The 24777-nt window shown below is 43.8% G+C and carries 25 protein-coding genes; 19 read left to right on the plus strand and 6 right to left on the minus strand.

Annotation, left to right across the window (positions count from 1 at the left end):
• Positions 1–18: 18 nt before the first annotated feature.
• The 8 genes from HWX64_RS16055 (at position 19) to HWX64_RS16090 (ending at position 7743) form a co-directional block, all read left to right on the plus strand.
• Positions 19–576, plus strand: a complete 558-nt coding sequence (locus HWX64_RS16055) for an RNA polymerase sigma factor (RefSeq protein ID WP_175990523.1) — start codon at positions 19–21, stop codon at positions 574–576.
• The gene (locus HWX64_RS16060) at positions 569–1852 is read left to right on the plus strand and encodes a hypothetical protein (protein ID WP_175990524.1); all 1284 of its coding nucleotides are present in this window, start codon (positions 569–571) and stop codon (positions 1850–1852) included. The genes HWX64_RS16055 and HWX64_RS16060 overlap by 8 nt, the downstream gene beginning before the upstream one ends.
• A 313-nt stretch (positions 1853–2165) precedes the next feature.
• Positions 2166–2573 (plus strand): S1 domain-containing post-transcriptional regulator GSP13, encoded by a 408-nt coding sequence (yugI, locus tag HWX64_RS16065; protein WP_175990525.1) that lies wholly within the window; start codon positions 2166–2168, stop codon positions 2571–2573.
• 122 nt (positions 2574–2695) lie between these two features.
• Positions 2696–3271, plus strand: a complete 576-nt coding sequence (locus HWX64_RS16070; RefSeq protein WP_175990526.1) for an MEDS domain-containing protein — start codon at positions 2696–2698, stop codon at positions 3269–3271.
• A gap of 220 nt (positions 3272–3491) precedes the next feature.
• The gene (locus tag HWX64_RS16075) at positions 3492–4058 is read left to right on the plus strand and encodes an MEDS domain-containing protein (RefSeq protein ID WP_175990527.1); all 567 of its coding nucleotides are present in this window, start codon (positions 3492–3494) and stop codon (positions 4056–4058) included.
• Between the two features lie 179 nt (positions 4059–4237).
• Positions 4238–5758 carry an aldehyde dehydrogenase gene (adh, locus tag HWX64_RS16080; protein WP_175990528.1) on the plus strand — a complete coding sequence of 507 codons (1521 nt, stop codon included), beginning with the start codon at positions 4238–4240 and terminating at the stop codon, positions 5756–5758.
• A 1-nt stretch (position 5759) separates the two neighbouring features.
• Positions 5760–6092: a DUF779 domain-containing protein gene (locus tag HWX64_RS16085; RefSeq protein WP_175990529.1), complete on the plus strand. Its 333-nt coding sequence runs from the start codon at positions 5760–5762 to the stop codon at positions 6090–6092.
• A 190-nt stretch (positions 6093–6282) separates the two neighbouring features.
• Complete coding sequence (locus HWX64_RS16090; protein WP_175990530.1) at positions 6283–7743, plus strand: catalase; 1461 nt, start codon at positions 6283–6285, stop codon at positions 7741–7743.
• Between the two features lie 353 nt (positions 7744–8096).
• Here the strand turns inward: HWX64_RS16090 and HWX64_RS16095 are convergent, their stop codons facing one another.
• Positions 8097–9488, minus strand: a complete 1392-nt coding sequence (locus HWX64_RS16095; protein ID WP_175990531.1) for a sigma-54-dependent Fis family transcriptional regulator — start codon at positions 9486–9488, stop codon at positions 8097–8099.
• A gap of 281 nt (positions 9489–9769) precedes the next feature.
• Here HWX64_RS16095 and pruA point away from each other — a divergent pair, with 281 nt between their 5' ends.
• The 4 genes from pruA (at position 9770) to HWX64_RS16115 (ending at position 15642) form a co-directional block, all read left to right on the plus strand.
• Entirely contained in the window at positions 9770–11314 is a 1545-nt protein-coding gene (gene pruA / locus HWX64_RS16100) for an L-glutamate gamma-semialdehyde dehydrogenase (RefSeq protein ID WP_175990532.1), read from the plus strand.
• Positions 11315–11463: 149 nt separating this feature from the next.
• Positions 11464–12660 carry an ornithine--oxo-acid transaminase gene (locus HWX64_RS16105; protein ID WP_175990533.1) on the plus strand — a complete coding sequence of 399 codons (1197 nt, stop codon included), beginning with the start codon at positions 11464–11466 and terminating at the stop codon, positions 12658–12660.
• A gap of 196 nt (positions 12661–12856) precedes the next feature.
• A complete protein-coding gene (locus tag HWX64_RS16110; RefSeq protein WP_175990768.1) occupies positions 12857–14101 on the plus strand; it encodes a Glu/Leu/Phe/Val dehydrogenase in 1245 nt (414 codons plus the stop codon).
• Between the two features lie 143 nt (positions 14102–14244).
• On the plus strand, positions 14245–15642 hold the full coding sequence (locus HWX64_RS16115; protein WP_254871174.1) for an aldehyde dehydrogenase: 1398 nt from the start codon (positions 14245–14247) through the stop codon (positions 15640–15642).
• 257 nt (positions 15643–15899) lie between these two features.
• Here HWX64_RS16115 and HWX64_RS16120 read toward each other — a convergent pair whose 3' ends face one another.
• The gene (locus tag HWX64_RS16120) at positions 15900–16133 is read right to left on the minus strand and encodes a DUF378 domain-containing protein (RefSeq protein ID WP_032086367.1); all 234 of its coding nucleotides are present in this window, start codon (positions 16131–16133) and stop codon (positions 15900–15902) included.
• A gap of 190 nt (positions 16134–16323) precedes the next feature.
• Here HWX64_RS16120 and HWX64_RS16125 point away from each other — a divergent pair, with 190 nt between their 5' ends.
• The 3 genes from HWX64_RS16125 (at position 16324) to HWX64_RS16135 (ending at position 19801) form a co-directional block, all read left to right on the plus strand.
• Positions 16324–17487, plus strand: coding sequence for an iron-containing alcohol dehydrogenase (locus HWX64_RS16125; RefSeq protein WP_175990534.1), 1164 nt, complete (start codon positions 16324–16326; stop codon positions 17485–17487).
• A 454-nt stretch (positions 17488–17941) separates the two neighbouring features.
• On the plus strand, positions 17942–19291 hold the full coding sequence (locus HWX64_RS16130) for a glucose-6-phosphate isomerase (protein ID WP_175990535.1): 1350 nt from the start codon (positions 17942–17944) through the stop codon (positions 19289–19291).
• A gap of 102 nt (positions 19292–19393) precedes the next feature.
• A complete protein-coding gene (locus tag HWX64_RS16135; RefSeq protein ID WP_175990536.1) occupies positions 19394–19801 on the plus strand; it encodes a YugN-like family protein in 408 nt (135 codons plus the stop codon).
• Positions 19802–19868: 67 nt separating this feature from the next.
• Here the strand turns inward: HWX64_RS16135 and HWX64_RS16140 are convergent, their stop codons facing one another.
• Together HWX64_RS16140 and HWX64_RS16145 are read right to left on the minus strand one after the other, a co-directional pair.
• Complete coding sequence (locus HWX64_RS16140; protein WP_175990537.1) at positions 19869–20861, minus strand: TrkA family potassium uptake protein; 993 nt, start codon at positions 20859–20861, stop codon at positions 19869–19871.
• 195 nt (positions 20862–21056) lie between these two features.
• Entirely contained in the window at positions 21057–21608 is a 552-nt protein-coding gene (locus HWX64_RS16145) for a GNAT family N-acetyltransferase (protein ID WP_175990538.1), read from the minus strand.
• 369 nt (positions 21609–21977) lie between these two features.
• Here HWX64_RS16145 and HWX64_RS16150 point away from each other — a divergent pair, with 369 nt between their 5' ends.
• Together HWX64_RS16150 and HWX64_RS16155 are read left to right on the plus strand one after the other, a co-directional pair.
• Complete coding sequence (locus HWX64_RS16150) at positions 21978–22250, plus strand: hypothetical protein (protein WP_175990539.1); 273 nt, start codon at positions 21978–21980, stop codon at positions 22248–22250.
• 163 nt (positions 22251–22413) lie between these two features.
• Positions 22414–22698 (plus strand): hypothetical protein, encoded by a 285-nt coding sequence (locus HWX64_RS16155; RefSeq protein ID WP_175990540.1) that lies wholly within the window; start codon positions 22414–22416, stop codon positions 22696–22698.
• Positions 22699–22740: 42 nt separating this feature from the next.
• On the opposite strand, the gene HWX64_RS16160 is transcribed toward HWX64_RS16155, so the two are convergent.
• Entirely contained in the window at positions 22741–23391 is a 651-nt protein-coding gene (locus tag HWX64_RS16160) for a hypothetical protein (RefSeq protein ID WP_175990541.1), read from the minus strand.
• Entirely contained in the window at positions 23384–23938 is a 555-nt protein-coding gene (locus HWX64_RS16165; RefSeq protein ID WP_175990542.1) for a sigma-70 family RNA polymerase sigma factor, read from the minus strand. The genes HWX64_RS16160 and HWX64_RS16165 overlap by 8 nt, the downstream gene beginning before the upstream one ends.
• A 170-nt stretch (positions 23939–24108) precedes the next feature.
• On the opposite strand from HWX64_RS16165, the gene HWX64_RS16170 reads away from it, so the two are divergent.
• Both HWX64_RS16170 and HWX64_RS16175 read left to right on the plus strand, forming a co-directional pair.
• Positions 24109–24543, plus strand: a complete 435-nt coding sequence (locus HWX64_RS16170) for a hypothetical protein (RefSeq protein ID WP_175990543.1) — start codon at positions 24109–24111, stop codon at positions 24541–24543.
• A gap of 31 nt (positions 24544–24574) precedes the next feature.
• A complete protein-coding gene (locus HWX64_RS16175) occupies positions 24575–24757 on the plus strand; it encodes a hypothetical protein (RefSeq protein ID WP_175990544.1) in 183 nt (60 codons plus the stop codon).
• The last annotated feature ends 20 nt before the right edge of the window (positions 24758–24777 follow it).

Here is a 24777-nt window from a genome sequence, read left to right on the forward strand (position 1 = left end):
AAGGAGAGGTTTACAGCAGTGGACGAATTTCAGCTCATTGAAAAGGCAAAGAAGGGGGATCTTTCCGCCTACAGCAAATTGATCAGCGACCATTCCCCAATCGTGGAACGCTTTGCTTTCCAGATGGGGAACCACATTGATGATATTCCGGATATCAGCCAGGAGGTTTTCATCAGGGTATACCGTTTCATCGATGGTTTTACACATGCGAAATTCACGACCTGGTTATATAAGATAACGTTAAATGTCTCCAGGGACTTTAAACGCAGAGAAAGTCAGCACAACAAGAGGGTCAAAAAGGTGATGAACGAACCTTTGGTGGAATCGACAGCCCCTTATATGCGTGTATTGAGAGAAGAAGAGGATCAGGTTCTTCACGAATGTCTCCAGGAGCTTGACGAGAAGTACAGGATCCCTATCATCTTGTATTATTTTCATGAAAAGAAATATGAAGAGATAGCCGATATCCTGTCCATCAATTTATCAACGATCAAAACCCGGCTGCTAAGAGGCAAAAGCATGCTGAAAAAGTTGCTTGAGGAAGCGGAGAAAAGGGAGGGAACCATCAATGGATGATAAAATGTTTGAAAAAAGGCTGGAATTATTAGATCGTTCGTATAAAAAAATGCCGCCGCAGACAGATTCCGCTTCAATCATCTCTGTCATTAGAAAGGAGCAGTCCCTTTCCGTTAAAAAACGTTCCCGTCCTCTTATTCACTGGCCATATGCTGCCAGTTTTATCGGAGTCTTATTAATTGGAACAGTGCTCGTACTGCAATTAACGTTGGGCAGTGACAGTGCGCATGAACCGCAGCAATCCGGACCGCAATCATCACAGGCTGGATACAGCAATGAAACAAGCGAAGAGCTGGATGCGCAGATAGAGGATGCAAAAGCACTCTATGAATTGCGCAAAACACAGGCGATGGCAAGACTGGGGTTGAATAACTCAATGTTCAGCGGAACACAGTTCAATAGGGATGCTCAAGGTCATCTATTATATGTAGAAACGATCCCTAAACGTAATTATCCCCTTGATCAGAAGCTGGAGTGGGTAAACAACGGGAAAGAATGGATAGAGGAATCCTTAAGGACACCAGATATGATGATCGGCACCCTTAAAGGCGGGATGACGATGATGGAAGCAGAAATTTGGACGGCAGAATTTTTGGAAAAACAAAAAGGACTTCTCCCGCTTTATGAAGAAAAACTGCAGAAATATAAAGAATGGTGGAAACCCCATATCGAGAATGGGGAAATCAATGTGAAAGAATTGAATGCAGTTCAGCATTATCCGCCTGAATTCAGAAGCATCCTGGGCGGCATGACAAACAATGCGGTAAAACTCATTTACAATAAAAAACAAGACGTACTCGAAACGTCCATCGACCTTGAGTATGTGAATATGATCTCCAACAATGCGTTGCCGGAAGTATATGTTTCATATATCCAAACAAGCCAGTCTCCTGTTCTGGCCGCAGGGGAAATTACGACAGGGTGGAAGGAAGCAGGTGACCGTCTGATGCTGCTTGAGGACATGTTGAAAAAATTGCCGGAGGATTCCAGATTCAGAAACGAAGTGGAACTTGATTATGACCTTCTCTATCAACACTATGTGAACGGCGGCGTCAACCAGCCGATTTTTACAGAGATGGGTCAGTTGAAGCCGGAAGTCCAGGAAGCGTATCAATATCTTGTGGAAAATTATTCTTCATATAAAACCGCTGAAAGTCTGCAAGGGGTCTTGGATGAACTGAGGGAATTGAATGGCAAAAAGCCGGAACGATGGGTGCAGCATACGCCGGTCATCATCTCGTCAGAAGTGGAAAAGATATACGAGGGACGGGAATAACGCTTTTGGTTTATTCTCAATAATGAATAATGTTTTAATAATAAGAAAAATAGGGAAACATAACTAGTGAGATGCGTGATTTTAGACAAATACTTTGTTTAGGCTGACTGTTAATTTAAGCTGATCCTAGCGGTTGATTGGAGTGGAAGACGTTAACTCCTGCGGGAAATCAACAGCTGCGTTTTAAGAGTTAGTAAAAAAGGAATAAATTCATACTCCAGTATAAATCCTTTTTGCCGAAAACCATAATCTATGGTATAATCTAAAATTGCGTGTAAAAGAGAAAAATAATATATATACTAGGAGTGTTACCATGACTACAAAATTCGAAACAGGATCTGTCGTAACAGGTAAAGTTACAGGCATCCAGCCATACGGAGCATTTGTTGCATTAGACGAAGAAACACAAGGACTTGTTCACATCTCTGAAATCACACACGGATTTGTTAAAGATGTCAGCGAGCACCTTTCAGTAGGCGACGAAGTAAAGGTTAAAGTATTATCAGTGGACGAAGCAGCTGGTAAAATCAGCCTTTCAATCCGTGCTACAGAAGAAGCTCCTGCACAACAAGCTAAGCCTGCAGCAGCGAAAAAACCTCGCCGTCAAGGAAGTGTAAAGCCGGCTGCTGAAGAAACAACTCCAGCAGGCTTCAACACACTTAAAGACAAGCTTGAAGAGTGGATCGAGCAATCTGAACGTGAAGATCTAATCAAGAAGTAATCCTATCATAAAACCACCCCGTCTCAAATGAGACGGGGTGGTTTTTCTTTTTATATAAAGGTTTTCTGCCGGTTGTTATCGAAGATGTATATAGGAAGAGTGATAAGGAAGGGGGAGATACAATGAAAGACCAAATATTGAATCTAAATACATGTGCTCATGTCCTGTACTCTTATGAAAATGGGGAATCTTATATAAAAAATGTTATTGTTTACATTAGCGAAGGAATCAAAAGTGGAGATTCAGTTATTCTTATTGAGAATGAAAGAAACATAAAGATTATATTCAAACAATTAAAGAGTCGCTTGACTGATGATCAATTAGAAAAAGTTCACGCAATCAGTAACTTTGAATTCTACCTTACAAGGGGGAGCTACCATCCACCTGCCGTTTACGAACAATTGACCAAAACGATCACTCCCTATATAGAGAACGGTATTCCCTTTCGTTCCTGGGCTAACGTGGAATGGGGGTCGCTGGATGATCCCTCTCAAATCATAGACTGGTTTGAAAAAGAAACGGATAGAGCGGTACTCCAGTATAAACTGAAAGTGGTTTGTGCATATGGTAAGGAGAAAATGCCTGCAGAGATGCAGTCCATCCTGGAAAAAAGCCATCCTCATATCATGACGGATGATAACCTGATGAAATCAAATACATACGACCCTTCACATATGTTGGTTAAAAAAGGCGATTGATAAATAAATGACTCAGTCGCTTTTTATTATATGTGCTGAATTAAACTTCTGCCCACTGAAGGCATCTGTATAGTGGATTTACCAATCTGACCACGAAGAATAAATAAAAAAATTGGAAGGAAGACTTCTTTAACAAACATTCTTTTTTTGCTTAAACAAGGATTTTAAAGATTGATAATGAATACATGTAATAAGGGAAACGAAAGGAGAGTGTCAGGAGATGGAAGAAGAGATAAATGGTCTTTTAAAAACAAAACCATGCACACACATCCTTTACTGTTACCACAACATGGATATGTATATCAAAAAGGTGACTGCCTACCTTGTGGATGGGGTGAACGCAGGGGAAATGGTCATTCTTATCGAGAGTGAAAAAAACCTGAAGACTATGGCCGCACGATTGAAAGTTGAGCTGACGGATGATCAATTAAAACAAGTCCACATGATCAGTAATTTCGATTTTTACCTATCAAGCGGAAGCTATCATCCGCCTGCCATCTATGAGCAATTGATGAAGATCTACACGCCTTATTTCAACGGGGATGCCCCGTTTAGAACCTGGACAAACGTAGAGTGGGGGGAACTGGAAAACCCTTCTCATATCGTGGATTGGTTCGAAAAAGAAACGGATAAATTGGTTAATGAACAACAACTGAATCTCGTATGTGCATATGATGCAGATAAAATGCCACCGGATATGCAGGCGATTTTAGAGCAAAGCCATCCTCATATCATGAGGGATGAGGATCTTATTGAATCGACAATATACAACAAAGTCAAGCTGTAACCGGGGAAAGCGGCGAATTCCAGTTGTGGAATCCGCCGCTTGATTTATGTGCAGTATGTAATTTGGCGGAAAATAAAGAATTTTTCAACAATATACTTGTCCGTACAACTTTAATAGAATATAATGAAAAATGAAAGCGCTTTTATGATGGAAATACATAACAATCGGGAGGGACTTGGATGCTTTATAATAATCCGAATACAGAAGGTTCACTGGTTCAATTCAAAGACAAATATGATAACTTCATCGGCGGGGAATTTATTGCGCCGGCAAATGGTGAGTACTTCGAAAATGTATCACCTGTAACAGGGAAAGTATTTACGAAAATCGCCCGCTCAAATGAAGCGGATGTGGAAAAGGCACTGGATGCTGCACATGCAGCGAAGGATGCTTGGGGGAAAACATCTGTAGCTGAGAGAGCGTCCATTCTGAATAAAATAGCTGACCGCATGGAAGAAAACCTTGAAATGCTTGCAGTAGCAGAAACGTGGGATAATGGTAAGCCGGTACGCGAAACGCTTGCTGCTGATCTGCCGCTGGCAATCGACCACTTCCGCTATTTCGCGGGTTGCATAAGAGGGCAGGAAGGGACGCTTGGAGAAATCGATAATGATACGGTTTCTTATCATTTCCATGAGCCGATCGGGGTTGTCGCCCAGATCATTCCTTGGAATTTCCCGATTTTGATGGCTGTATGGAAGATAGCTCCTGCGCTTGCTGCAGGGAACTGTGTGGTTTTGAAGCCTGCTGAGCAGACTCCGGCCTCCATCATGGTTCTTGTTGAACTGATTCAAGACCTGCTTCCTAAGGGCGTGTTGAACGTGGTTCAAGGTTTCGGAGTAGAAGCAGGGAAGCCCCTTGCCCAGAGTAAACGTGTCGGCAAAGTTGCCTTCACTGGTGAAACGACGACTGGGCGCTTAATCATGCAATACGCTTCTCAAAATATCATTCCGGTGACCCTTGAGCTTGGCGGGAAATCACCGAATATCTTCTTTGAGGATGTCATGAATGAAGATGATGATTTCCTTGATAAAGCGGTGGAAGGTTTCGTCATGTTCGCCCTTAACCAAGGGGAAGTATGTACATGTCCTTCAAGAGCGCTGATCCAGGAATCCATTTACGACAAATTCATGGAAAGAGCGATCGAGCGCGTGAAACAAATCAAGCAGGGCAACCCGCTGGATACGGAAACAATGCTTGGGGCGCAGGCGTCAGAAGAGCAGCTGGATAAGATCCTTTCTTATATCGAAATCGGTAAACAAGAAGGAGCGGAGTGTCTGATCGGCGGGGAGCAAAATAAATTGGAAGGTGACCACGAATCTGGTTACTATGTTAAACCGACTGTATTTAAAGGCGACAACTCCATGCGTATCTTCCAGGAAGAAATCTTTGGACCAGTTGTTTCTGTCACAACATTCAAAACGAAGGAAGAAGCACTTGAAATTGCCAACGATACCCTATATGGACTTGGAGCGGGTGTATGGACACGTGATATGAACACGGCGTACCGTTTCGGACGTGAAATCCAGGCTGGACGCGTTTGGACGAACTGCTACCATGCATACCCTGCGCATGCAGCGTTCGGCGGCTACAAAATGTCGGGTATCGGCCGTGAAACGCATAAGATGATGCTTTCCCACTACCAGCAAACGAAGAACCTTCTTGTAAGCTACAGCCCTAAGAAGTTAGGATTCTTCTAAAATGGAAAATAGACTGGAGGCGACAGAGCAGGCCCTTCAATTGATTGAAAAGCTTAAGAGCAAGCATGGACCACTGCTTTTTCATCAATCAGGAGGATGTTGTGATGGAAGTTCCCCGATGTGTTTGAGCCAGGATGATTTAATCATAGGTGACAGCGACGTGTTAGTGGGTACTGCAGCCGATTGTCCTTTCTATATGAATTCACAGCAATATGAGTATTGGAAGCACTTCAAGATCATATTGGACGTGAAACCCGGAAGAGGAGGCGTCTTCTCTTTGGAATCCACTGAAGGATTGAGGTTCATCACGGATTCCGAGTTGATCAAGTCTTAGATTCCAAGGCAGTTCTATTTTTAAAAAGAGAATAATAGTTTAAAAAAAGACAACTTATTCTGTTAAGTTGTCTTTTTTTGATGATTATTAATTTAAAATAATTCTAATTTATTATTGACTTTCATTCTCAATTAAGTAAAATAAAAATATACTTACTTAATAATAATTATAATCTGAAGGAGTGTTTAATATGGATAGAAAGAAATTGACGACTAATCAAGGGGCGCCAATCGGTGATAATCAAAACTCGATGACAGCCGGAGGCAGAGGTCCGTCGCTGCTAGAAGATTATCAACTCATAGAAAAGCTGGCCCATTTTGACAGGGAGAGGGTCCCTGAAAGAGTCGTTCACGCAAGAGGAGCCGGGGCTCATGGGGTATTCATCACAAAAAATAGCATGAAGAAATATACGAAAGCGAAATTTCTCCAAGAAACTGGTACAGAGACACAGGTGTTTGCACGTTTTTCGACGGTCATTCATGGACAGCATTCCCCTGAAACATTAAGGGATCCACGTGGATTTGCCGTTAAATTTTACACGGAAGAAGGAAATTGGGACTTGGTAGGGAACAACCTGCCTGTATTCTTTATCCGCGATGCCATGAAGTTTCCGGATATGGTCCATTCCTTAAAGCCTGATCCGCGTACAAATATCCAGGACGGGGAGCGATATTGGGATTTCATGTCCTTGTCACCGGAATCGACCAATATGATCATCCACCTCTTCACGGACGAAGGAATTCCTGCTAACTACCGTCAGATGCGCGGTTCGAGTGTCCACGCCTTCAAGTGGGTGAACGAAGCAGGAAATACCGTCTATGTTAAATTGAACTGGAAGACAAAACAGGGTATGGTGAATCTGTCTGCCGAGGAAGCGGCGGAAATCCAGGCTCATGACTTCAACCATGCAAGCCGTGATTTATACGAAGCGATTGAAAATGGCGATTATCCAGAATGGGATCTTTATGTTCAAGTTTTGGATCCAATGGATATGGATTCATTCGGTTTCGACCCGCTGGATGCAACAAAGGATTGGCCGGAAGAAGAAATTCCATCCCATTTCGTCGGCACGATGATCTTGAATAAAAACCCTGAAAACGTGTTTGCTGAAACTGAATCTGTCGGTTTTAACCCAGGAGTATTAGTGAACGGGATGCTTCCATCAGAAGATAAGCTGCTTCAAGGGCGATTATTCTCTTATTCCGATACGCAGCGCTACCGCATCGGGGCGAACTATCAGCAGCTGCCGATCAACTGCCCGTTTGCACAAGTCAATAACTATCAAAGAGACGGTTCGATGCCGTTCAAGCAGCAATCAAGTCCGATCAATTACGAACCGAACAGCTACGACGGTGAACCGGAGGAAGTGGAAGGCTACACGGAAGTGAACCAGCAGATGACGGGTGAAAGAGGCCGGCAAAAAATCGAGAAAACGGATGATTTCGGTCAGGCGGGACGTGTGTACAGAAGCTATTCTCCTGAAGTGAAGGCCCAGCTTGTGAAAAACCTTACGGCGGAGTTGAGCGCTGTAAGTGAACGAATCGCTCTTCGTGCGATTTGTAACTTCTATCGTGCAGATGAGGAGCTTGGGATGAAGGTTGCAGAGGGAGTGGGAGTGGATTTGACTCCGTACTTGCAGTATGTGAAATAGAAGATTGATGGAAAGCCAGTCTTTCCCCGGAGGTTTCTGATGGGGAGGGCTGGTTTTTTTAAATGGGGAAAGTGGTGGGGGATGTTGAGCCAAGTTGTTAATAAAATAAGGGGGGAGAAAGTTTATCGTCCGTTTTTCCGATTTATCGTCCAACATAATTTTTTTCTGCCATTTTATAAATATATCGTCCATTAATAAATTTTATGGTCCAACATTTCAATGTATCGACTGTTCTGCATAAAACGCCAAATTTCGCAAACGGGTTTCCCTCGAGCAGTGCTAAGATCAAAACCCTCTCTATAATAAAAGCCACACCCACAACCCTGGGCATGGCTCCTTATCCGCCTCATCACTCAATACCCAGCACCGCGCTCAATTCCATACTTCCTGATCCGATACTGCAGATTCTGACGGCTCATGCCAAGGGATTTTGCAGTCTGGGTAATATTGTATTCATGATGTTTCAATGCTTTTTGGATATAATAGGTTTCTGCTTCTTCAACAAACATCTCCAGCGGTTTGATGTCGCTTCCTGTCTGATAAAGGAAGTCTGACTCCTCTTGGGATTCCTGGCTGGAAGAGCCATGATGAAGGCGCTGCCTGAAGCCGATCGGCAGATGATTGAAATCGATCAATTCTTCAAAGCCGGCCAGGTTGAACGCCCCTTCTATTACATGCTCCATTTCCCTCACATTGCCCGGCCAATCATATTTTAGAAAAATATATTTGACTTCATCAGTCAGCCCCCTGATATTCATGGCAAAGTGATGATTGAACTGATTGATGAAAAAGGAAATCAGCTCTTTTATATCTTCTTTCCGGTCCCGAAGCGAGGGGATGAAGATGGACACGACACTCAAACGGTAATATAAATCTTTTAAGAGACGCCCTTCAGCAATCGCGTCGATCGGATCTTCGTTCACCGTTGCAATCACGCGGACATCATATGGGAGGTCCGTTCCTCCCTCCAGGAGGTTTAACAGCTTTTGCTGAAGGGAAGTGGTTAATGAGTTGATTTCATCGAGCAGCAATGTACCGCCCTCTGCCTGCTGGAACAGGGTTTGATGATTCTCTGTTTCATACCTGCCCGCTGCATTGTCACTTCCTTCAAAAAGAAGGCTTTCCATCATGTCCTCCGGTAAGGAAGCGCAGTTTTGGGCGATGAACGGACGGTCGGAACGGGAGCTGCCGTTGTGGATGCTTTGGGCGAACAGCTCCTTTCCAGAGCCTGCTTCTCCGCAGATCAAGACAGGGGAAGAGGTCCTTGTGGCTCTTTTCCCGGTTTCGACCGCTTCCTGCAGACGGATGTTTCCGCCCACGATACTGTCGAACGTATAGAGACTGTTCGTACGTTTGTGCAGATTTTCACGCATCATCTTCTCAAGCATCGTGACATCACGTGCAATTTCGATTGCGCCGATCAGCACTTCATCATGAAAAATAGGGAAGGTATCATTAATCGTCGTGATTTCAATTCCGTTTATATTAAAGTAGGTTTGTTTAACGTTGAGCGCAGGTTCCTTGGTTTTCAAGACTTGAAGAAGTGTGCTTTCTTCTTCGGAGTGGAATTGAAATACATCGAGAAGGTTTTTGTCGAGCACGTCTTCGATTTCCATACCTTCAATTTCACGCATTTTGCGGTTGTAGATGATGGTTTTGCCCCTTGAGTCGATGACATGGACACCTGATTCGAGATGTTCGGCGGCTTTTTCATACATATATAATCGTTTTTCGAATTCCTGCATGCTGTCTCTCTCCTCGAAATTTATGGTACGAATACTTCGTCTGACAGGTTTCATACGGCGGCAATTATTATTTCAGTAAAATAATTATTATTTCAGTAAAATAAATCAAATTGAAAACGCTTAATGAAAAAATTTTTAAAAAACTCTTGAAAAATGCAACTATCTTTTGCATTATTATAAGTGTAAGGGTTTTCTTAATGCAAATTTTTTTTGCATACCTGTTAATTAACCTCGTTTAAGGGGATGAATGAAAATCTTTGTTTAAAAGGGGGAATACCCAAATGATTCCTTACAAGCACGAACCATTCACGGATTTCTCACTAAAAGAAAATCAGAAGGCATTCAAAGAAGGTTTAAAAGTAGTAGAAAGTTACCTGGGGCAGGATTATCCGTTGATTATCGGCGGTGAGCGTGTGATGACTGAAGATAAGATTGTTTCCGTTAACCCGGCTAACAAGGAAGAACTTATAGGACGCGTTTCAAAAGCTGACAAAGATCTTGCCGAAAAAGCAATGAATGTTGCCTATGATACGTTCCAAACCTGGCGCAAAGTGAAACCTGAAACACGTGCAGACATCCTGTTCCGTGCTTCTGCCATAGTTCGTCGCCGTAAGCATGAATTTTCTGCTTTATTAACGAAGGAAGCCGGTAAACCATGGAAGGAAGCGGATGCTGATACAGCAGAAGCAATCGACTTCATGGAGTACTACGGGCGTCAAATGCTTCGAATCAAAGATGGGTTCCCTGTAGAAAGCCGTCCTGGTGAATACAACCAGTTCAATTATATTCCGCTTGGAGTTGGCGTAGTCATCTCTCCTTGGAACTTTGCGTTTGCGATCATGGCGGGTACAGCTGTAGCTGCAATCGTATCAGGTAATACCGTCCTTCTTAAACCAGCTTCAACGACATCTGTCGTGGCAGCTAAATTCATCGAAGTGTTAGAAGAAGCAGGGCTTCCTGCAGGTGTTATCAACTACGTTCCTGGAAGCGGTGCTGAAGTGGGTGACTACTTAGTTGATCATCCGAAGACACGCTTTATTTCATTCACGGGTTCACGCGAAGTAGGGACGCGCATATACGAAAGAGCTGCGATTGTCCATAAAGGCCAAAAATGGCTGAAGCGTGTAATCGCAGAAATGGGCGGTAAAGATACAATCGTTGTAGACAGCGAAGGAGATCTGGAGCTTGCAGCACAATCAATCGTTGCTTCTGCATTTGGATTCTCAGGTCAAAAATGTTCTGCCTGCTCACGTGCAGTCATCGTAGAAGATGTATACGACAGAGTGCTTGAGCGTGCAGTTGAATTAACGAAAGAATTAACGGTTGGTGATCCAGTTGACCAGGATAACTTCATGGGTCCAGTGATCGACCAGGCGTCATTTGATAAGATTATGAGCTATGTTGAAATAGGCAAAGAAGAAGGCAAGCTGATGATCGGCGGAGAAGGAGACAATTCCAAAGGATTCTTCGTGAAACCTACGATCTTTGCAGACGTTGGTTCTGATGCGCGCCTGATGCAGGAAGAAATCTTCGGACCTGTTGTCGCATTCTCCAAAGCGAAAGATTTCGATCACGCGCTTGAGATTGCAAACAACACAGACTATGGTTTGACTGGTGCGGTCATCACAAATAACCGTGCGAAGATCGAACAGGCTCGTGAAGATTTCCACGTTGGTAACCTTTACTTCAACAGGGGTTGTACGGGAGCAATCGTTGGATACCAGCCATTCGGCGGATTCAACATGTCAGGTACCGACTCAAAAGCCGGCGGACCGGACTACCTGCTGCTTCATATGCAGGCGAAAACAACTTCAGAAACACTATAATACCACATGAAAATAGGGAGGAGCCTTTGTTAGCAGGGGCTCCATCCTTTTGTATAAGTATTAAATTGCGGCAGTTGAAGATAGAGTTTCCGCAGGCTGCAATTTTTTAATAAAAGCTATCTGCAATTTCATTAAGGAGGAACTTTTTTATGTCAGTGAATACTCATTCTATTATCGAACAAACAGAAAAATATGGTGCGAAAAACTATCACCCGCTTCCAATCGTCATCTCAGAGGCAGAAGGTGTTTGGGTGAAGGACCCAGAAGGAACTAAGTACATGGATATGTTGAGTGCTTATTCAGCGGTCAACCAGGGCCACCGCCACCCGAAAATCATCCAGGCGCTGAAAGATCAGGCAGATCGCGTGACATTGACTTCGCGTGCATTCCACAACGATCAGCTTGCTCCTTGGTATGAGAAAATATGCAAGCTTACAGGGAAAGACATGGCCCTTCCAATGAATACAGGTGCCGAAGCTGTTGAAACAGCGATTAAAACGGCACGCCGCTGGGCTTATGATGTAAAAGGCGTGGAAGTAAACAAAGCGGAAATCATCGCGTGTAATGGAAACTTCCACGGAAGAACGATGACGGCTGTTTCCCTTTCTTCAGAAGAGGAATACAAGCGTGGATTCGGGCCTATGCTTCCTGGCATCAACCTGATTAATTATGGTGACCTTGATGCGCTAAAAGAAGCGATCACCCCGAATACAGCCGCATTCCTGATCGAACCGATCCAGGGTGAAGCGGGCATCGTCATTCCTCCTGAAGGTTTCTTGAAAGCAGCTTATGAGCTTTGTAAAGAAAATAATGTATTGTTTATCGCTGATGAAATCCAGGCAGGCCTGGCGCGTTCCGGTAAGATGTTTGCATGTGAGTGGGAAGGTGTAGACCCTGATATGTACATCCTTGGAAAAGCACTTGGCGGCGGAGTATTCCCAATCTCTTGTGTGGTTGCAAGCAATGAAGTGCTTGGCGTGTTCAATCCGGGTTCCCATGGTTCCACTTTTGGAGGAAATCCAATGGCTTGTGCGGTGTCAGTCGCTTCCCTTGATGTACTTCTTGATGAAAAGCTTGCTGACCGTTCATTGGAATTGGGAGAATACTTTATGAGTAAACTGCGCGAGATAGATAATCCTATGATTAAGGAAGTCCGCGGAAGAGGATTGTTCATAGGAGTCGAGCTTCATGAGCCGGCACGTAAATATTGCGAACAGTTGAAAGAGGAAGGGCTGCTTTGTAAAGAAACGCATGATACGGTGATCCGTTTCGCTCCTCCACTTGTCATTTCACAGGAAGAACTGGACTGGGCGATCGACCGCATTAAAAAGGTACTCTCAAAATAAGACTGATGGGGATGAGTGAAACCTTGAAAAAGGCTGATTTTCACGTTTTTCATCAGCTTTGAATAGATAGTTAGTGTCCCTTTAAAGTGCGAAATCAGGAATCATCATTTTTTTGAAAATGCCAATGGTTTAGTACAAGGTAATATGTTACAATAACTACGTTTCAGATCACATAATAAAGAGGCGAATGTTTAAAATGGGAGAAAACCTTAATCTGTTTACTTCTACACAGCATGTCATTAGCGATGCTTTATCGAAGCTCGGATATTCCGAAGAAATGTATGAACTTCTGAAAGAGCCGATCCGCATGTTGACGGTCCGGATTCCAGTGCGAATGGATGACGGCAGCATCAAAGTGTTTACCGGTTACCGTGCTCAGCATAACGATGCAGTCGGTCCTACTAAGGGAGGCGTTCGTTTTCACCCCGAAGTGGATGAAGAAGAAGTAAAAGCCTTGTCCATGTGGATGAGTTTAAAATGCGGCATCGTCGACCTGCCTTATGGCGGCGGAAAAGGCGGGATCATCTGTGATCCCCGTACGATGTCTTTTACTGAACTTGAAAAATTAAGCCGGGGATATGTGCGGGCGATCAGCCAGATCGTAGGTCCTACCAAGGATATTCCTGCACCTGACGTTTATACGAACTCGCAGATCATGGCGTGGATGATGGATGAGTACAGCCGGCTTCGTGAAAATGATTCACCTGGCTTCATCACGGGGAAACCAATCGTGCTTGGCGGTTCTCAGGGACGTGAAAAGGCAACGGCTCAAGGGGTAACCATCTGTATCGAGCAAGCTGCGAAAAAACGCGGCATTGATATCAAAGGTGCACGTGTCGTGATCCAGGGATTCGGAAACGCAGGCAGCTTCCTGGCGAAGTTCATGCATGACGCCGGTGCAAAAGTGATTGCCATTTCTGATGCTCACGGTGCACTGCACGATCCAGCAGGACTTGATATTGATTATCTATTGGATCGACGTGACAGTTTCGGAACCGTAACGACATTATTCGAAAATACGATCACGAACAAGGAACTGCTGGAACTTGAATGTGATATCCTGGTACCGGCAGCGATCTCAAATCAAATCACTGAAAAAAATGTTCATGATATCAAAGCATCCATTGTGGTAGAAGCTGCAAATGGCCCGACTACTCTTGAAGCGACACGCATCCTTTCCGAAAGAGGGATCCTGCTGGTTCCCGATGTACTGGCAAGTGCAGGGGGAGTAACGGTATCCTACTTTGAATGGGTTCAGAACAACCAAGGGTACTACTGGTCAGAAGAAGAAGTAAACGAGAAGCTTGAAGCTAAACTTATTGATGCTTTCAACAATGTATATGAAACATCTCAGAACCGCCGGGTCAATATGCGTCTAGCCGCATACATGGTCGGCGCTCGCAAAATGGCAGAGGCGTCAAGATTCAGAGGTTGGGTATAACCCCATCATATAGGTAGAACCTGCTCCCAAGTTATACGGGGGCAGGTTCTTTTGTTTTTCAGTGTTTTATATAAGAATTAACACTGCATCTCATGCTATATTGATAATAAGGTTAAAATTTTTAATTAGCAGGAGGGATCTTATTGACTGCAGCCATTGAAGAAGCATCCCGGAAATCCATACAAAACGCAATAGAAAGACAAAAGCATTTTTTTAAAGAAGGCGGGACGAAGCCGCTGGACATGCGGAAACAAACGCTTGAAAAGCTGGCAAAAGTCATCAAAGAACATGAAAAAGAAATCCTGCAAGCATTGAAGCAGGATCTGAATAAATCTGAAATGGAAACCTACGTCACTGAAATCGGGATTCTGCTTGAAGAAATCAGATTTACATTGAAGCATATTGATGAGTGGGCTGCACCGGTGAAGGTGAAAACAGCGAAAACGCATGTTGGGTCGAAAGCCTATAAGGTCCCTGAACCGTATGGGGCGGCACTCATCATCGCACCGTGGAATTACCCTTTACAGCTGGCACTCTCTCCTATCATCGGGGCGATCGCTGCGGGTAATACGGTAATAATCAAGCCGTCAGAACTGACCCCGCATACTTCAAATCTGATCTCGGATATGATCCATTCCCATTTCGACCCTGAATATATCACGGTCATTGAGGGCGGAGTCGAAACGACCCAAAGCTTGCTCGACCAGCCGTTTGATTATATTTTCTTTACGGGAAGTGTACCGGTAGGGAAGGTGATTATGGAAGCGGCAGCAAAACAGCTCATCCCCGTCACATTAGAGCTTGGTGGGAAGAGTCCCTGCATCGTCGACGAAACAGCCAATATATCGCTTGCAGCCAAACGTATCGCCTTCGGTAAAGTGACGAATGCCGGACAAACCTGTGTTGCCCCTGATTATCTTTTCGTTCATCAAAACGTGAAGGAAGTATTCGTTAAAGAATTTGAGAAAGCCGTCCGGGATTTTTACGGGAAAAATCCGCTGACGAATGATACCTACGGAAAAATAGTGAATGAACGCCACTTCAATCGACTGACGGATTATTTGCAGGACGGCGAAATCTTGACAGGCGGCCGGGTGGACCATGCCAGTCTGAAGATCGAACCTACTCTTATGGTACCTAAAGACCAGTCCGTTCCAGTCATGCAGGATGAGATTTTTGGACCGATCTTCCCGGTGATGGAATATGAGAGCCTGGATGATGTGATCGAGTTTATCAATGATCGTCCCAAACCTTTGGCCCTTTATTTGTTTACGAGTGACGATAATGTGGTGGATAAGGTTAACGGTTCCATTTCGTACGGAGGGGGCTGCGTGAACGACACGCTGATGCATCTTGCCACCCCTTATCTGCCGTTCGGGGGAGTAGGGGAGAGCGGAATCGGGAATTATCATGGGGAATCCAGTTTTGCCACATTCACTCATTATAAAAGCATTCTGAAACAGACCACCAAATTTGATTTCAGTTTCCGGTATCCGAATGCGAAATTTGGATTGAAAATACTTAAAAAGTTGTTGAAATGATGGGTATGGTGACTCAAGTTTTGGCGATGAGTCACCTTTTTTGTGGAATGGGGATTGAATGTTGATATTTGGGAGTATATCGGACCCTATGCATCGACAGGAACAAACTTTATGCTGACTTTTAGAGAGATATGCTGAATTATTAGGATTTATGCTTACTTTAACAAATAATGGAAACCGTAGGACGGGGTAAAATCAAAATACATAAAAGGCCCGTCCCTCACTGCTTAGAGAGGGACGGGCCTTTATCTTTAAAGTTAGCGTGTCGGTTCTGTGTGCGGCTCTCTCTCGATCTCTTCTGTTGGCTTGAATAATAATCCGAGATTTATGAGACCGGCGATTCCTACTAATCCGTAAATGATGCGGGATAGAGCAGAATCTTGTCCACCGAAGATGGCCGCTACCAGGTCAAATTGGAAGAATCCGATTAGTCCCCAGTTAATGGCACCGATGATCGTCAGAACCAAAGCAATACGTTGAATTGCACTCATGTCATTTTTCCTCCTTAAACAATGGCTCATTTATAAGATGTCCAAACCTTTTACACTTATTCCACACAAGAAAGTTTTTCTGTGTGCAAGTTCTTTGCAATTTGGGAAAGATATATTCGATAATAGAAAAGTGAGTGAACAGGCGACGTGGATTTAGCAAGCCTGTCATTATAAAAGGAGGTAACATAGGATGAATACTTTTACTTATTATAACCCGACAAAGCTGATCTTTGGTAAGGGTCAAGTGGAGCAATTGAAAGAATTGGTGCCTCAATATGGAAAGAAAGTGCTTCTCGTTTATGGCGGAGGAAGCATTAAACGTAACGGCCTATATGATGAAGTGGTATCCCTTTTAAATAGTATCGATGCAGAAGTGCATGAGCTTCCGGGTGTAGATCCGAATCCTCGTCTTTCTTCTGTTAGAGAAGGTGTGAAGATCTGTAAGGAAAACGACATTGACTTCCTCCTTGCAGTCGGCGGTGGAAGTGTCATCGACTGTACAAAAGCGATTGCAGCCGGTGCGAAATATGACGGTGATGCATGGGATCTTGTGACGAAGAAAGCTGTGGCTCATGAAGCCCTTCCATTCGGCACGGTGCTTACACTTGCTGCCACGGGTTCTGAAATGAATGCAGGGTCTGTTATCACAAACTGGGAAACTCAGGAGAAGTACGGATGGGGAAGCCCTGTGACATTCCCGCAATTCTCGATCCTCGATCCGGTGAATACGTTCACGGTACCGAAAAATCACACCGTTTACGGTATGGTTGATATGATGTCCCACGTATTTGAACAGTATTTTAACGATGCAACAAACACGCCTTTACAGGACCGTATGTGTGAGAGCACATTAAGAACGGTCATTGAAGCGGCACCTAAATTGATTAATGATCTGGAGAATTACGAGCTTCGTGAAACGATCTTGTATTCAGGGACAATCGCGTTAAACGGAATGCTCCAAATGGGCTACCGCGGCGATTGGGCGAGTCACAACATTGAACATGCGGTATCAGCTGTGTATGATATCCCTCATGCCGGCGGACTTGCCATCCTCTTCCCGAACTGGATGAAGCACAACTTGAAGGTGAACCCTTCACGTTTCGCACAAATGGCGGAGCGCGTATTCGACGTCGACCCGACCGGGAAAACAGAAGAAGAAACGGCGCTTGAAGGAATTTCAAAGCTTCGTGAATTCTGGAGCTCAATCGGCGCCCCATCAAGCCTTGCCGACTATGACATCGATGACAGCAAACTCGACCTCATGGCCGACAAAGCAATGGCAAACGGAGAATTCGGCAACTTCAACAAACTCAACAAAGAAGATGTTCTTGCTATTCTTAGAGCTTCTTTATAATAGTTCATTGGAAAAGGGCAGCTTTTACGGCTGCTCTTTTTCTATAAGTTGATAATACTAATTAAATCGGACATGAACGAAAGTTGCTATTAATTCATGGTGTAATCTCACCTTTTGTTTATTTTTAGTTATCCTCCATTATTAATATTATGGTGATTCCAGCGGTTGATTGGAGTGGAAGACGCAGAATCCTGCGGGAAAAGCGAAGCAGTGGAGACCCCGCAGGCTTGCCGAGGAGGCTCCACGCTCGCCCGCGGAAAGCGTAGTCTTCCACGGAAATCAACCGCGGAGTTCGAAGCAAAATCTTTGTTTTAAATCACCAAAAACAGGGGAAAATCATCAAGGGAAGAAAAATTTCATCATGACTGCGCTTACATAAATGGCGCGTTCTTGATTATCGTCTCAGCATTCGATAAAGTGAGATAGAAGAAAATAAATTAATCGGAGGATGGTTATGACACACATTCGTTTTGATTATTCAAAAGCGTTATCGTTTTTTGGAGAACATGAACTTACATACTTAAGTGATGCAGTGAAAGTCGCACATCATTCATTACACGAACAAACAGGTGCAGGAAGTGACTTCTTGGGATGGGTCGATCTTCCTGTCGATTATGATAAAGAAGAATTCTCCCGCATCCAGAAATCAGCTGAAAAAATCAAGAATGATTCTGATATCCTGCTTGTCATCGGGATCGGCGGATCTTACCTTGGAGCCCGTGCGGCAATCGAAATGCTGAATCACAGCTTCTACAATGCTCTTCCAAAAGAGAAGCGTTCGACTCCGCAGGTGCTTTTCCTTGGGCAGAACATCAGCTCGACTTATATGAGAGATTTAATGGATCTGCTTGAAGGGAAAGACTTCTCGATCAACGTGATTTCGAAATCCGGTACGACTACCGAGCCGGCGATCGCTTTCCGTATTTTCCGCAAGATGCTGGAAGAGAAGTATGGTGTCGAAGAAGCACGCAAACGTATCTATGCTACAACGGATAAAGCAAAGGGTGCCTTGAAGACACTTGCTAATGACGAAGGCTACGAAACATTTGTTGTACCTGATGATGTCGGGGGCCGTTACTCTGTTCTGACAGCGGTTGGTCTGCTTCCGATCGCGGTGAGCGGTGTTGAAATCGATCAAATGATGAAAGGTGCTGCAGAAGCACGCGAAGACTTCAGCAAGTCTGAATTGACGGAGAACCCGGCGTATCAATACGCAGCAGTCCGTAATGTCCTTTACAACAAAGGCAAGACAATTGAAATGCTGATAAACTATGAGCCTGGCTTGCAATATTTTTCTGAATGGTGGAAGCAGCTGTTCGGCGAAAGTGAAGGGAAAGACCAGAAAGGGATCTTCCCTTCTTCGGCTAATTTCTCCACAGACCTTCACTCCCTTGGACAATATGTTCAGGAAGGACGCCGTGATCTTTTTGAAACGGTTATCAAAGTACAGGAACCGCGCCACGAGCTGAAAATCGAAAAGGCTGACAGTGACCTTGACGGCTTGAACTATCTTGCAGGGGAAACCGTCGACTTTGTGAACAACAAAGCATTCGAAGGGACACTTCTTGCCCATACAGATGGCGGAGTGCCTAATCTGATTGTTGAAATTCCGGCGATGGATGCTTACACTTTCGGCTATCTGGTATACTTCTTCGAGAAAGCATGTGCGATGAGCGGATACCTGCTCGGCGTCAATCCGTTTGACCAGCCAGGGGTGGAAGCATACAAAGTGAACATGTTCGCCCTTCTTGGGAAACCTGGATTCGAAGAGAAAAAAGCAGAATTGGAAAAACGTTTAAAATAACCAGAATGAAGAGCGCGTGAGAATCCAATTCTCCGCGTTCTTTTTATACATTTTTCCCCCTCTTTTGGAAAAACTACTCCTAAAGAAAGGGGATTGATGTGAGTGATTGAGCTTTCATCCAATATTGAAGGTAAACATTATCAATTGTATAAGCTCGAACAGCTGCTGAAACCGCTCGGGTATACAATCGGCGGTAACTGGGATTATGACCATGGGTACTTTGATTATAAAATAGACGACGAGGTCGGCTATCAATTCCTGCGTGTTCCTTTCAGGGCAGTTGACGGTCAGCTTGATTCCAGAGGGGCGACGGTAGAATTCGGCAAGCCGTTCCTGCTTGGACACAAGTATCAAAGAGGTCTTGATGACTTTGCATCTGCCGGTGACTTTTCCGGAACGGTCAATCAATTTTCCGAGCCGGAGGATCCTGACGCAAGTATTCCGGATAAATATGTCGACATCGGCCGGGAGCTCGTAAAGGAACTCGAAGATGTCATCATGACGAATTAAATATCGGAAGCCATACAAAGGATAGAAGCTGACTCAATGGAATAGAGTCAGCTTCTTTTCGTATACCTTAATTTGTGATGACAAGCAATTCATCCGAAGCTTCGACCACGGTCGTCAACGGGGGGTTCACAGAGGTTTCATCCCCCTTTTTGATTCCGAGCAGAATGATATTTCTATCCAGAAGCCTCTGGCTTAAACTTTGAAAGGTTTCATTTACACAGTCTTCTGTGATCGGTACAAGCTGAAGGTGATTTCCTTTAAGGTGATTCAGCAGTTTCAGGATGGTTTTTGACATCCCCTGTGAAATGATGCTGTTGATCATGACAAAGCTTGTCTGCATGTTGGTTTGAACCACTTCATTTGCCCCCGCACGCTCAGCATTAATGACCTGGTCTTTCTGAAGGATTTCCACGACAGTATACACATCGGGGTGATTGCCTTTTACCGCAAGCAGCGTCAGGACCGTATGCATATCGGCTTCCACTTCGTTTCGGTTCTGATCCGCGGTGATGATGGCGACCGAAGCTTCCTGCATACTTGCTTTTTTCAGAACCTTATCCTTAAATGGGGACCCCTTGATAAAATGGATATGGTGATTCCGGTATGGATTCTTTTCTAGCGTTTCGTCAATCAGAATGATCTCCCCGCGGAAATGAAGGGAGCTCAATTGACTGATAATCTCCCTGGCACGCTCGTTCCAGCCTATGATCACCACGTGTCCCTTTCCTTTGAATTCAGCTTTCCCTTCCATATATGCATTTTGTGACATCACTGTATTAGTCGCTAATGTAATGAAGTATGTAGATAGAAAACCAGCACCGACCAAGATAAGGATGATACCGAAAACCCTGCCTTCGTTTGAAGCGGGTACCAGGTCACCGTAGCCTACTGTCGACATCGTGATGATGGCCCACCAGATTCCATCAAAATAGGACGGAAACGTGTCAGGCTCGATAAAATGTATAAGGATGCCAAATAACGTCATCAGACTTATGGCTATCAGGAAAATCCGCAATAATAAAGGCCAGCGCAAGAATTGATGAAATAGCTGCTGAACCATACAACCAGCCTCCTTCTTCATAATGGACGAGGTCGTCCAGCGCCGGCATCCTGGAAAATGCAAAAAAGCGAGCTTCCCATAAGGCAAAGGACACCTTTTTGCAAGCTCGCCGTAAGTGTGCCGGGCATAACCAGGTGCTTGCGCAATTGTTTCATCTGCACTGACCATTATTGCCCAACCAGGGTTATCTCATAACTAATCCAGCCATTCTTTCTTTAACATACTATACATATAAGCATCATACATGGTGTCTTCCTGCAGGATATATTCCCGCAGCAGCCCTTCCCGGCGGAAACCGAGTTTCTCCACAACTCTGGAAGAAGCCTGGTTATTTGGGACAATGACCGCTCCGATACGGTTCATTTCTCTTTCTATAAAAAGATACGTAATAAGCGGTTTTAACGCTTCCCCCATAATACCGTTCCCCCAATAATCAGGATGAAGGTCGTATCCGATTTCACAGCGTTTATAGGACTTTGCTATCCCGTGGAACCCGCAAGTCCCCATCATCTCATCCGTGCTTTTATCCACGATCGCCCAGCGCATCGGGCCTCCAACTTCGAACTGCTTTTCAAAGTTCTCTACCATTTTCTCTGCCACTTCTTTAGAAGAGATGGGGCTCATTCCGAAATACTGCAGGACTTCCCTGGAAGTATAATGTTCAAATAAAAAATTGACGTCCTCATTTGTAATCTGCCTTAAAATCAGGCGATCCGTTTCAAAGATTGGATAAGTTGTGGTTGTCATCTTCATCTCTCCTTCCGGCTCTTTTCGTATACGTTGTTGCTTTGCACACTGATGGTAAGTCTGTCTTTTGGTAAGCTTGAGTACGAAAAGAACAAGTCTACAAGCTGTATCCGGACTAGTGGATTATGTACGAAAAGCAACAATCTTTTAGAAAACAGCTCTCCTTTAAAAAGAGTATATCACGAGTGTATTAGAAAATAAGGAAAATTTCGAAAAGTAAAGAGTGAAATATTGCTTTTTATGAGGCCGAGTTTCAGTGTCCTCCTGTTAACAGATCTTCGTCTTCCCCTTCATCGAGGTATGTTTTGGTTCCAGCATAGTCGGGTACTACATGCGTAAACTATAAACTTGATGAAGGGGAGTTGTGCTGTGTACGTTCACTTTTGTGTAGAGGGCCATTCCGAAATTTTTCATAAGCAGGAGTTCGAAGACATTACTCCATTGTTGAAGATGAAAGAGGCAGGGACTTTATTAACTTTCAAGGATGAACGAAAAGAGTCCTGCTTTATTGAAGGAAGGATCATTAAAACCTCATTTGAAACCCTATTGGATTCGAACAAGGAAGTAAAAGAGCAAACCCTTGTTGTCCATTTATATGTGGAGAATGAAGACATGCGGGCTGTAAAGGGAGAAAGAAAATAGAATCATAAGTGAATGCCGGTGGTGTAAAATGCATGCCCCTCTTTTTTGATGAACATTTATTCCCTCCTTTTTGACTATTATTCTATTGAAAAATACAATAAATGGAATTATGCTTAGAGAGTATTGTAATTTGTAAATAATGGAATAGTAGGGAGATGGCAGGTTGAAAAATGCATGGAAAAATGGAATGAAAGCAATGTTTGCATTGGGACTGATTTTTTCTGCAATGATGCTCTTTGTAACCCCGGCTTCGGCTGCAGGGGATTACAATAGAAGCATTGAAGGGCCTCCGGGAGGATACGGAAGTCTATCGTGGAAATATGAGGGGCTTAACAGGACGACCTATTACGTTATATACAACTACAATGATACAAGTGAGCAATTCTGGAAAAAGGTTTATTATGATAAAAACAATAACTATGTTAAAACAACCTATGGGTCTAATTAAACGAAAGAATGATTATGTCCTGTGACATAATCATTTTCTCGTTCAGTTCTGAAAAGACTCTGCTATCTTCACCATATCTGCTTTATCAAGAACCATATCTGACATGCGGGGGTTGTAACCCATGGAGTAGAAAATTCCGTCTTCATACCATACTAGGTGGCTTGTTCTTAATTCCCGATTTTCGCGGTAGCTTCCTGTCACACCCCGGATTTTTACCGGTTCGTACATGGCGGGTGTTCCTGATTCAAGTCCGATATCCATACTGATCGTCAATCTCTGTTTCTCGGGTCCGAATAATTTTATAGAAAAGGTATCAAATCCATCATGTGGAGTGGTTTTGTAAGTTCGGTCCACCACTTCAAATGGAACTACGGAAGGCAATTTGATTTTTTCACTCCATTTTGTGTCATCTTCATCAACTTTCAGGTCCAGCTGCTGAAAGTCAGCCTGGCTCGCATTCTTCCCCTGGAATAACTCAAGCTGGCTCCCGCCTATATATACAAACAGAGTAAGGCAGGCAAGCATGAATACGGCTGTCATCACCGGGGCAAGCACAGACTTCTTTCCATAGGAAGATTTGCTTCCGCCAGAATGTATCTCATTTAATATATTTCTTCTCATTTCATCAGTAAATCCATGACCTTTAAATGTTTCTTCTTTCATCATTCCACGCAGTCGACTCAATTTATCCATTGTTATACACCTCACTGCTTTGGTATGCTGCCCCCAACAACTTTCTTCCCTTTGCTAAACGTGTTTTGACTGTGTTGATGTTCAGATCCATACACTGAGCAATCTCGGCCAGCTTCATTTCCTCAAAATAGAATAAAAAAATGATTTCACGATATTTCACTGGCAGCGATAATAATTTCTCTATTAGTTCACTGTTGGTTTCTTCTTGAATGAGACTTTGCTCAGGCGTGCCGAACTTTCCCTTCACCATATCATTGATGGTATTTGTGAAAGAAATCATCCTCGTATCCCATCGCCTTAAATAGTCCTTACAGTGATTGATCGCCATGCGGACGATCCATGTCTTTAACGATGATTCCTCGCGAAAGGTATCCATCTTCCTGTAGACCTTCACAAACACTTCCTGCGTCAGGTCTTCAGCGAGGCTGTGGTCCTTCACGTACGAATACACTATGTAATAAATGTCGTTGCCATATTCACTCATCGCTTTTTCCAGGATGAGGTCCCTTGATGAGTCAGGAAAGGCTTCTCTTTGATTTTTATGCAAAAAATCACCCGCTTTCGTCCTCTCCATTCTACCAATTTGACGTATACAGTTGGGAGAAAGTTTTGCAATTTGTGGAAAACATGGTGAATTAATTGAAACTTTTTCCAACCACACACCGTATAAAGAGTTGAACACATCATTCTTATTTGAAAGCGTCAGGGAGGGAGATCATGAATTATTATGTGAATGTCGGTTTTACAATCGTCCTTTTAATTGCATTGACGGCGGGGGCATTTGCTATTGACTTTATCGGAAAATCATTACAAAGATTGATTCATCCTAAATTCCTTAAAGGCACGATCATTTTTATCATCCTTCTTTTAATGACAGGCGGGTCTTATACCCTGAGCATGCTTGGAGAATGGAGTTTCATAGATACGATTTTCGTCACGAGCCTTTGTTTCTTCGGGTTGGGCTGGATTACAAACATCACCAATCGGGCGAGTAAGAATGCAGCTGGTACAACAGCAAAATTCATCACGAACAATGCCTATAAACATCAATATGAAGCAGCCGGTACATACGGGATAAGCCTCTATTTTCTTTCCAGCCTCATTTTTCTGGCAGGGAGCTGGACAGTGGCATTTGCCGTGGCCTTTATTTAATTGCTGATCAACAGTTTAAAGGGGGGATTTTATGCGCACAATCAGCCTCATCTTAACAGCCATTATGGCAGGGGTTTACTCGGGGATATTGGACGGATTTGAAGAAGGCAGGGGTCTTGCTCCGTTTGCCAGCGTTCTTATATTAATTATGATGACATTCAGTACAGCTCTCTTATTCAAAAAAATCTTTCCACAAGAGTGTGTGAAAAAATAAACAGGAACACCGCCATCTCA

The organism is Bacillus sp. Marseille-Q1617 (assembly GCF_903645295.1).
Taxonomy (GTDB): Bacteria; Bacillota; Bacilli; order Bacillales; family Bacillaceae_B; genus Rossellomorea.

Bases quoted from the DNA above. Each gene is read 5' to 3' on its own strand.
- HWX64_RS16060 (WP_175990524.1), top strand. From the start codon at position 569: ATGGATGATAAAATGTTTGAAAAAAGGCTGGAATTATTAGATCGTTCG.
- yugI (WP_175990525.1), top strand. From the start codon at position 2,166: ATGACTACAAAATTCGAAACAGGATCTGTCGTAACAGGTAAAGTTACA.
- HWX64_RS16070 (WP_175990526.1), top strand. From the start codon at position 2,696: ATGAAAGACCAAATATTGAATCTAAATACATGTGCTCATGTCCTGTAC.
- HWX64_RS16075 (WP_175990527.1), top strand. From the start codon at position 3,492: ATGGAAGAAGAGATAAATGGTCTTTTAAAAACAAAACCATGCACACAC.
- adh (WP_175990528.1), top strand. From the start codon at position 4,238: ATGCTTTATAATAATCCGAATACAGAAGGTTCACTGGTTCAATTCAAA.
- HWX64_RS16085 (WP_175990529.1), top strand. From the start codon at position 5,760: ATGGAAAATAGACTGGAGGCGACAGAGCAGGCCCTTCAATTGATTGAA.
- HWX64_RS16090 (WP_175990530.1), top strand. From the start codon at position 6,283: ATGGATAGAAAGAAATTGACGACTAATCAAGGGGCGCCAATCGGTGAT.
- HWX64_RS16095 (WP_175990531.1), bottom strand. From the start codon at position 9,488: ATGCAGGAATTCGAAAAACGATTATATATGTATGAAAAAGCCGCCGAA.
- pruA (WP_175990532.1), top strand. From the start codon at position 9,770: ATGATTCCTTACAAGCACGAACCATTCACGGATTTCTCACTAAAAGAA.
- HWX64_RS16105 (WP_175990533.1), top strand. From the start codon at position 11,464: ATGTCAGTGAATACTCATTCTATTATCGAACAAACAGAAAAATATGGT.
- HWX64_RS16110 (WP_175990768.1), top strand. From the start codon at position 12,857: ATGGGAGAAAACCTTAATCTGTTTACTTCTACACAGCATGTCATTAGC.
- HWX64_RS16120 (WP_032086367.1), bottom strand. From the start codon at position 16,133: ATGAGTGCAATTCAACGTATTGCTTTGGTTCTGACGATCATCGGTGCC.
- HWX64_RS16125 (WP_175990534.1), top strand. From the start codon at position 16,324: ATGAATACTTTTACTTATTATAACCCGACAAAGCTGATCTTTGGTAAG.
- HWX64_RS16130 (WP_175990535.1), top strand. From the start codon at position 17,942: ATGACACACATTCGTTTTGATTATTCAAAAGCGTTATCGTTTTTTGGA.
- HWX64_RS16140 (WP_175990537.1), bottom strand. From the start codon at position 20,861: ATGGTTCAGCAGCTATTTCATCAATTCTTGCGCTGGCCTTTATTATTG.
- HWX64_RS16145 (WP_175990538.1), bottom strand. From the start codon at position 21,608: ATGACAACCACAACTTATCCAATCTTTGAAACGGATCGCCTGATTTTA.
- HWX64_RS16160 (WP_175990541.1), bottom strand. From the start codon at position 23,391: ATGGATAAATTGAGTCGACTGCGTGGAATGATGAAAGAAGAAACATTT.
- HWX64_RS16170 (WP_175990543.1), top strand. From the start codon at position 24,109: ATGAATTATTATGTGAATGTCGGTTTTACAATCGTCCTTTTAATTGCA.
- HWX64_RS16175 (WP_175990544.1), top strand. From the start codon at position 24,575: ATGCGCACAATCAGCCTCATCTTAACAGCCATTATGGCAGGGGTTTAC.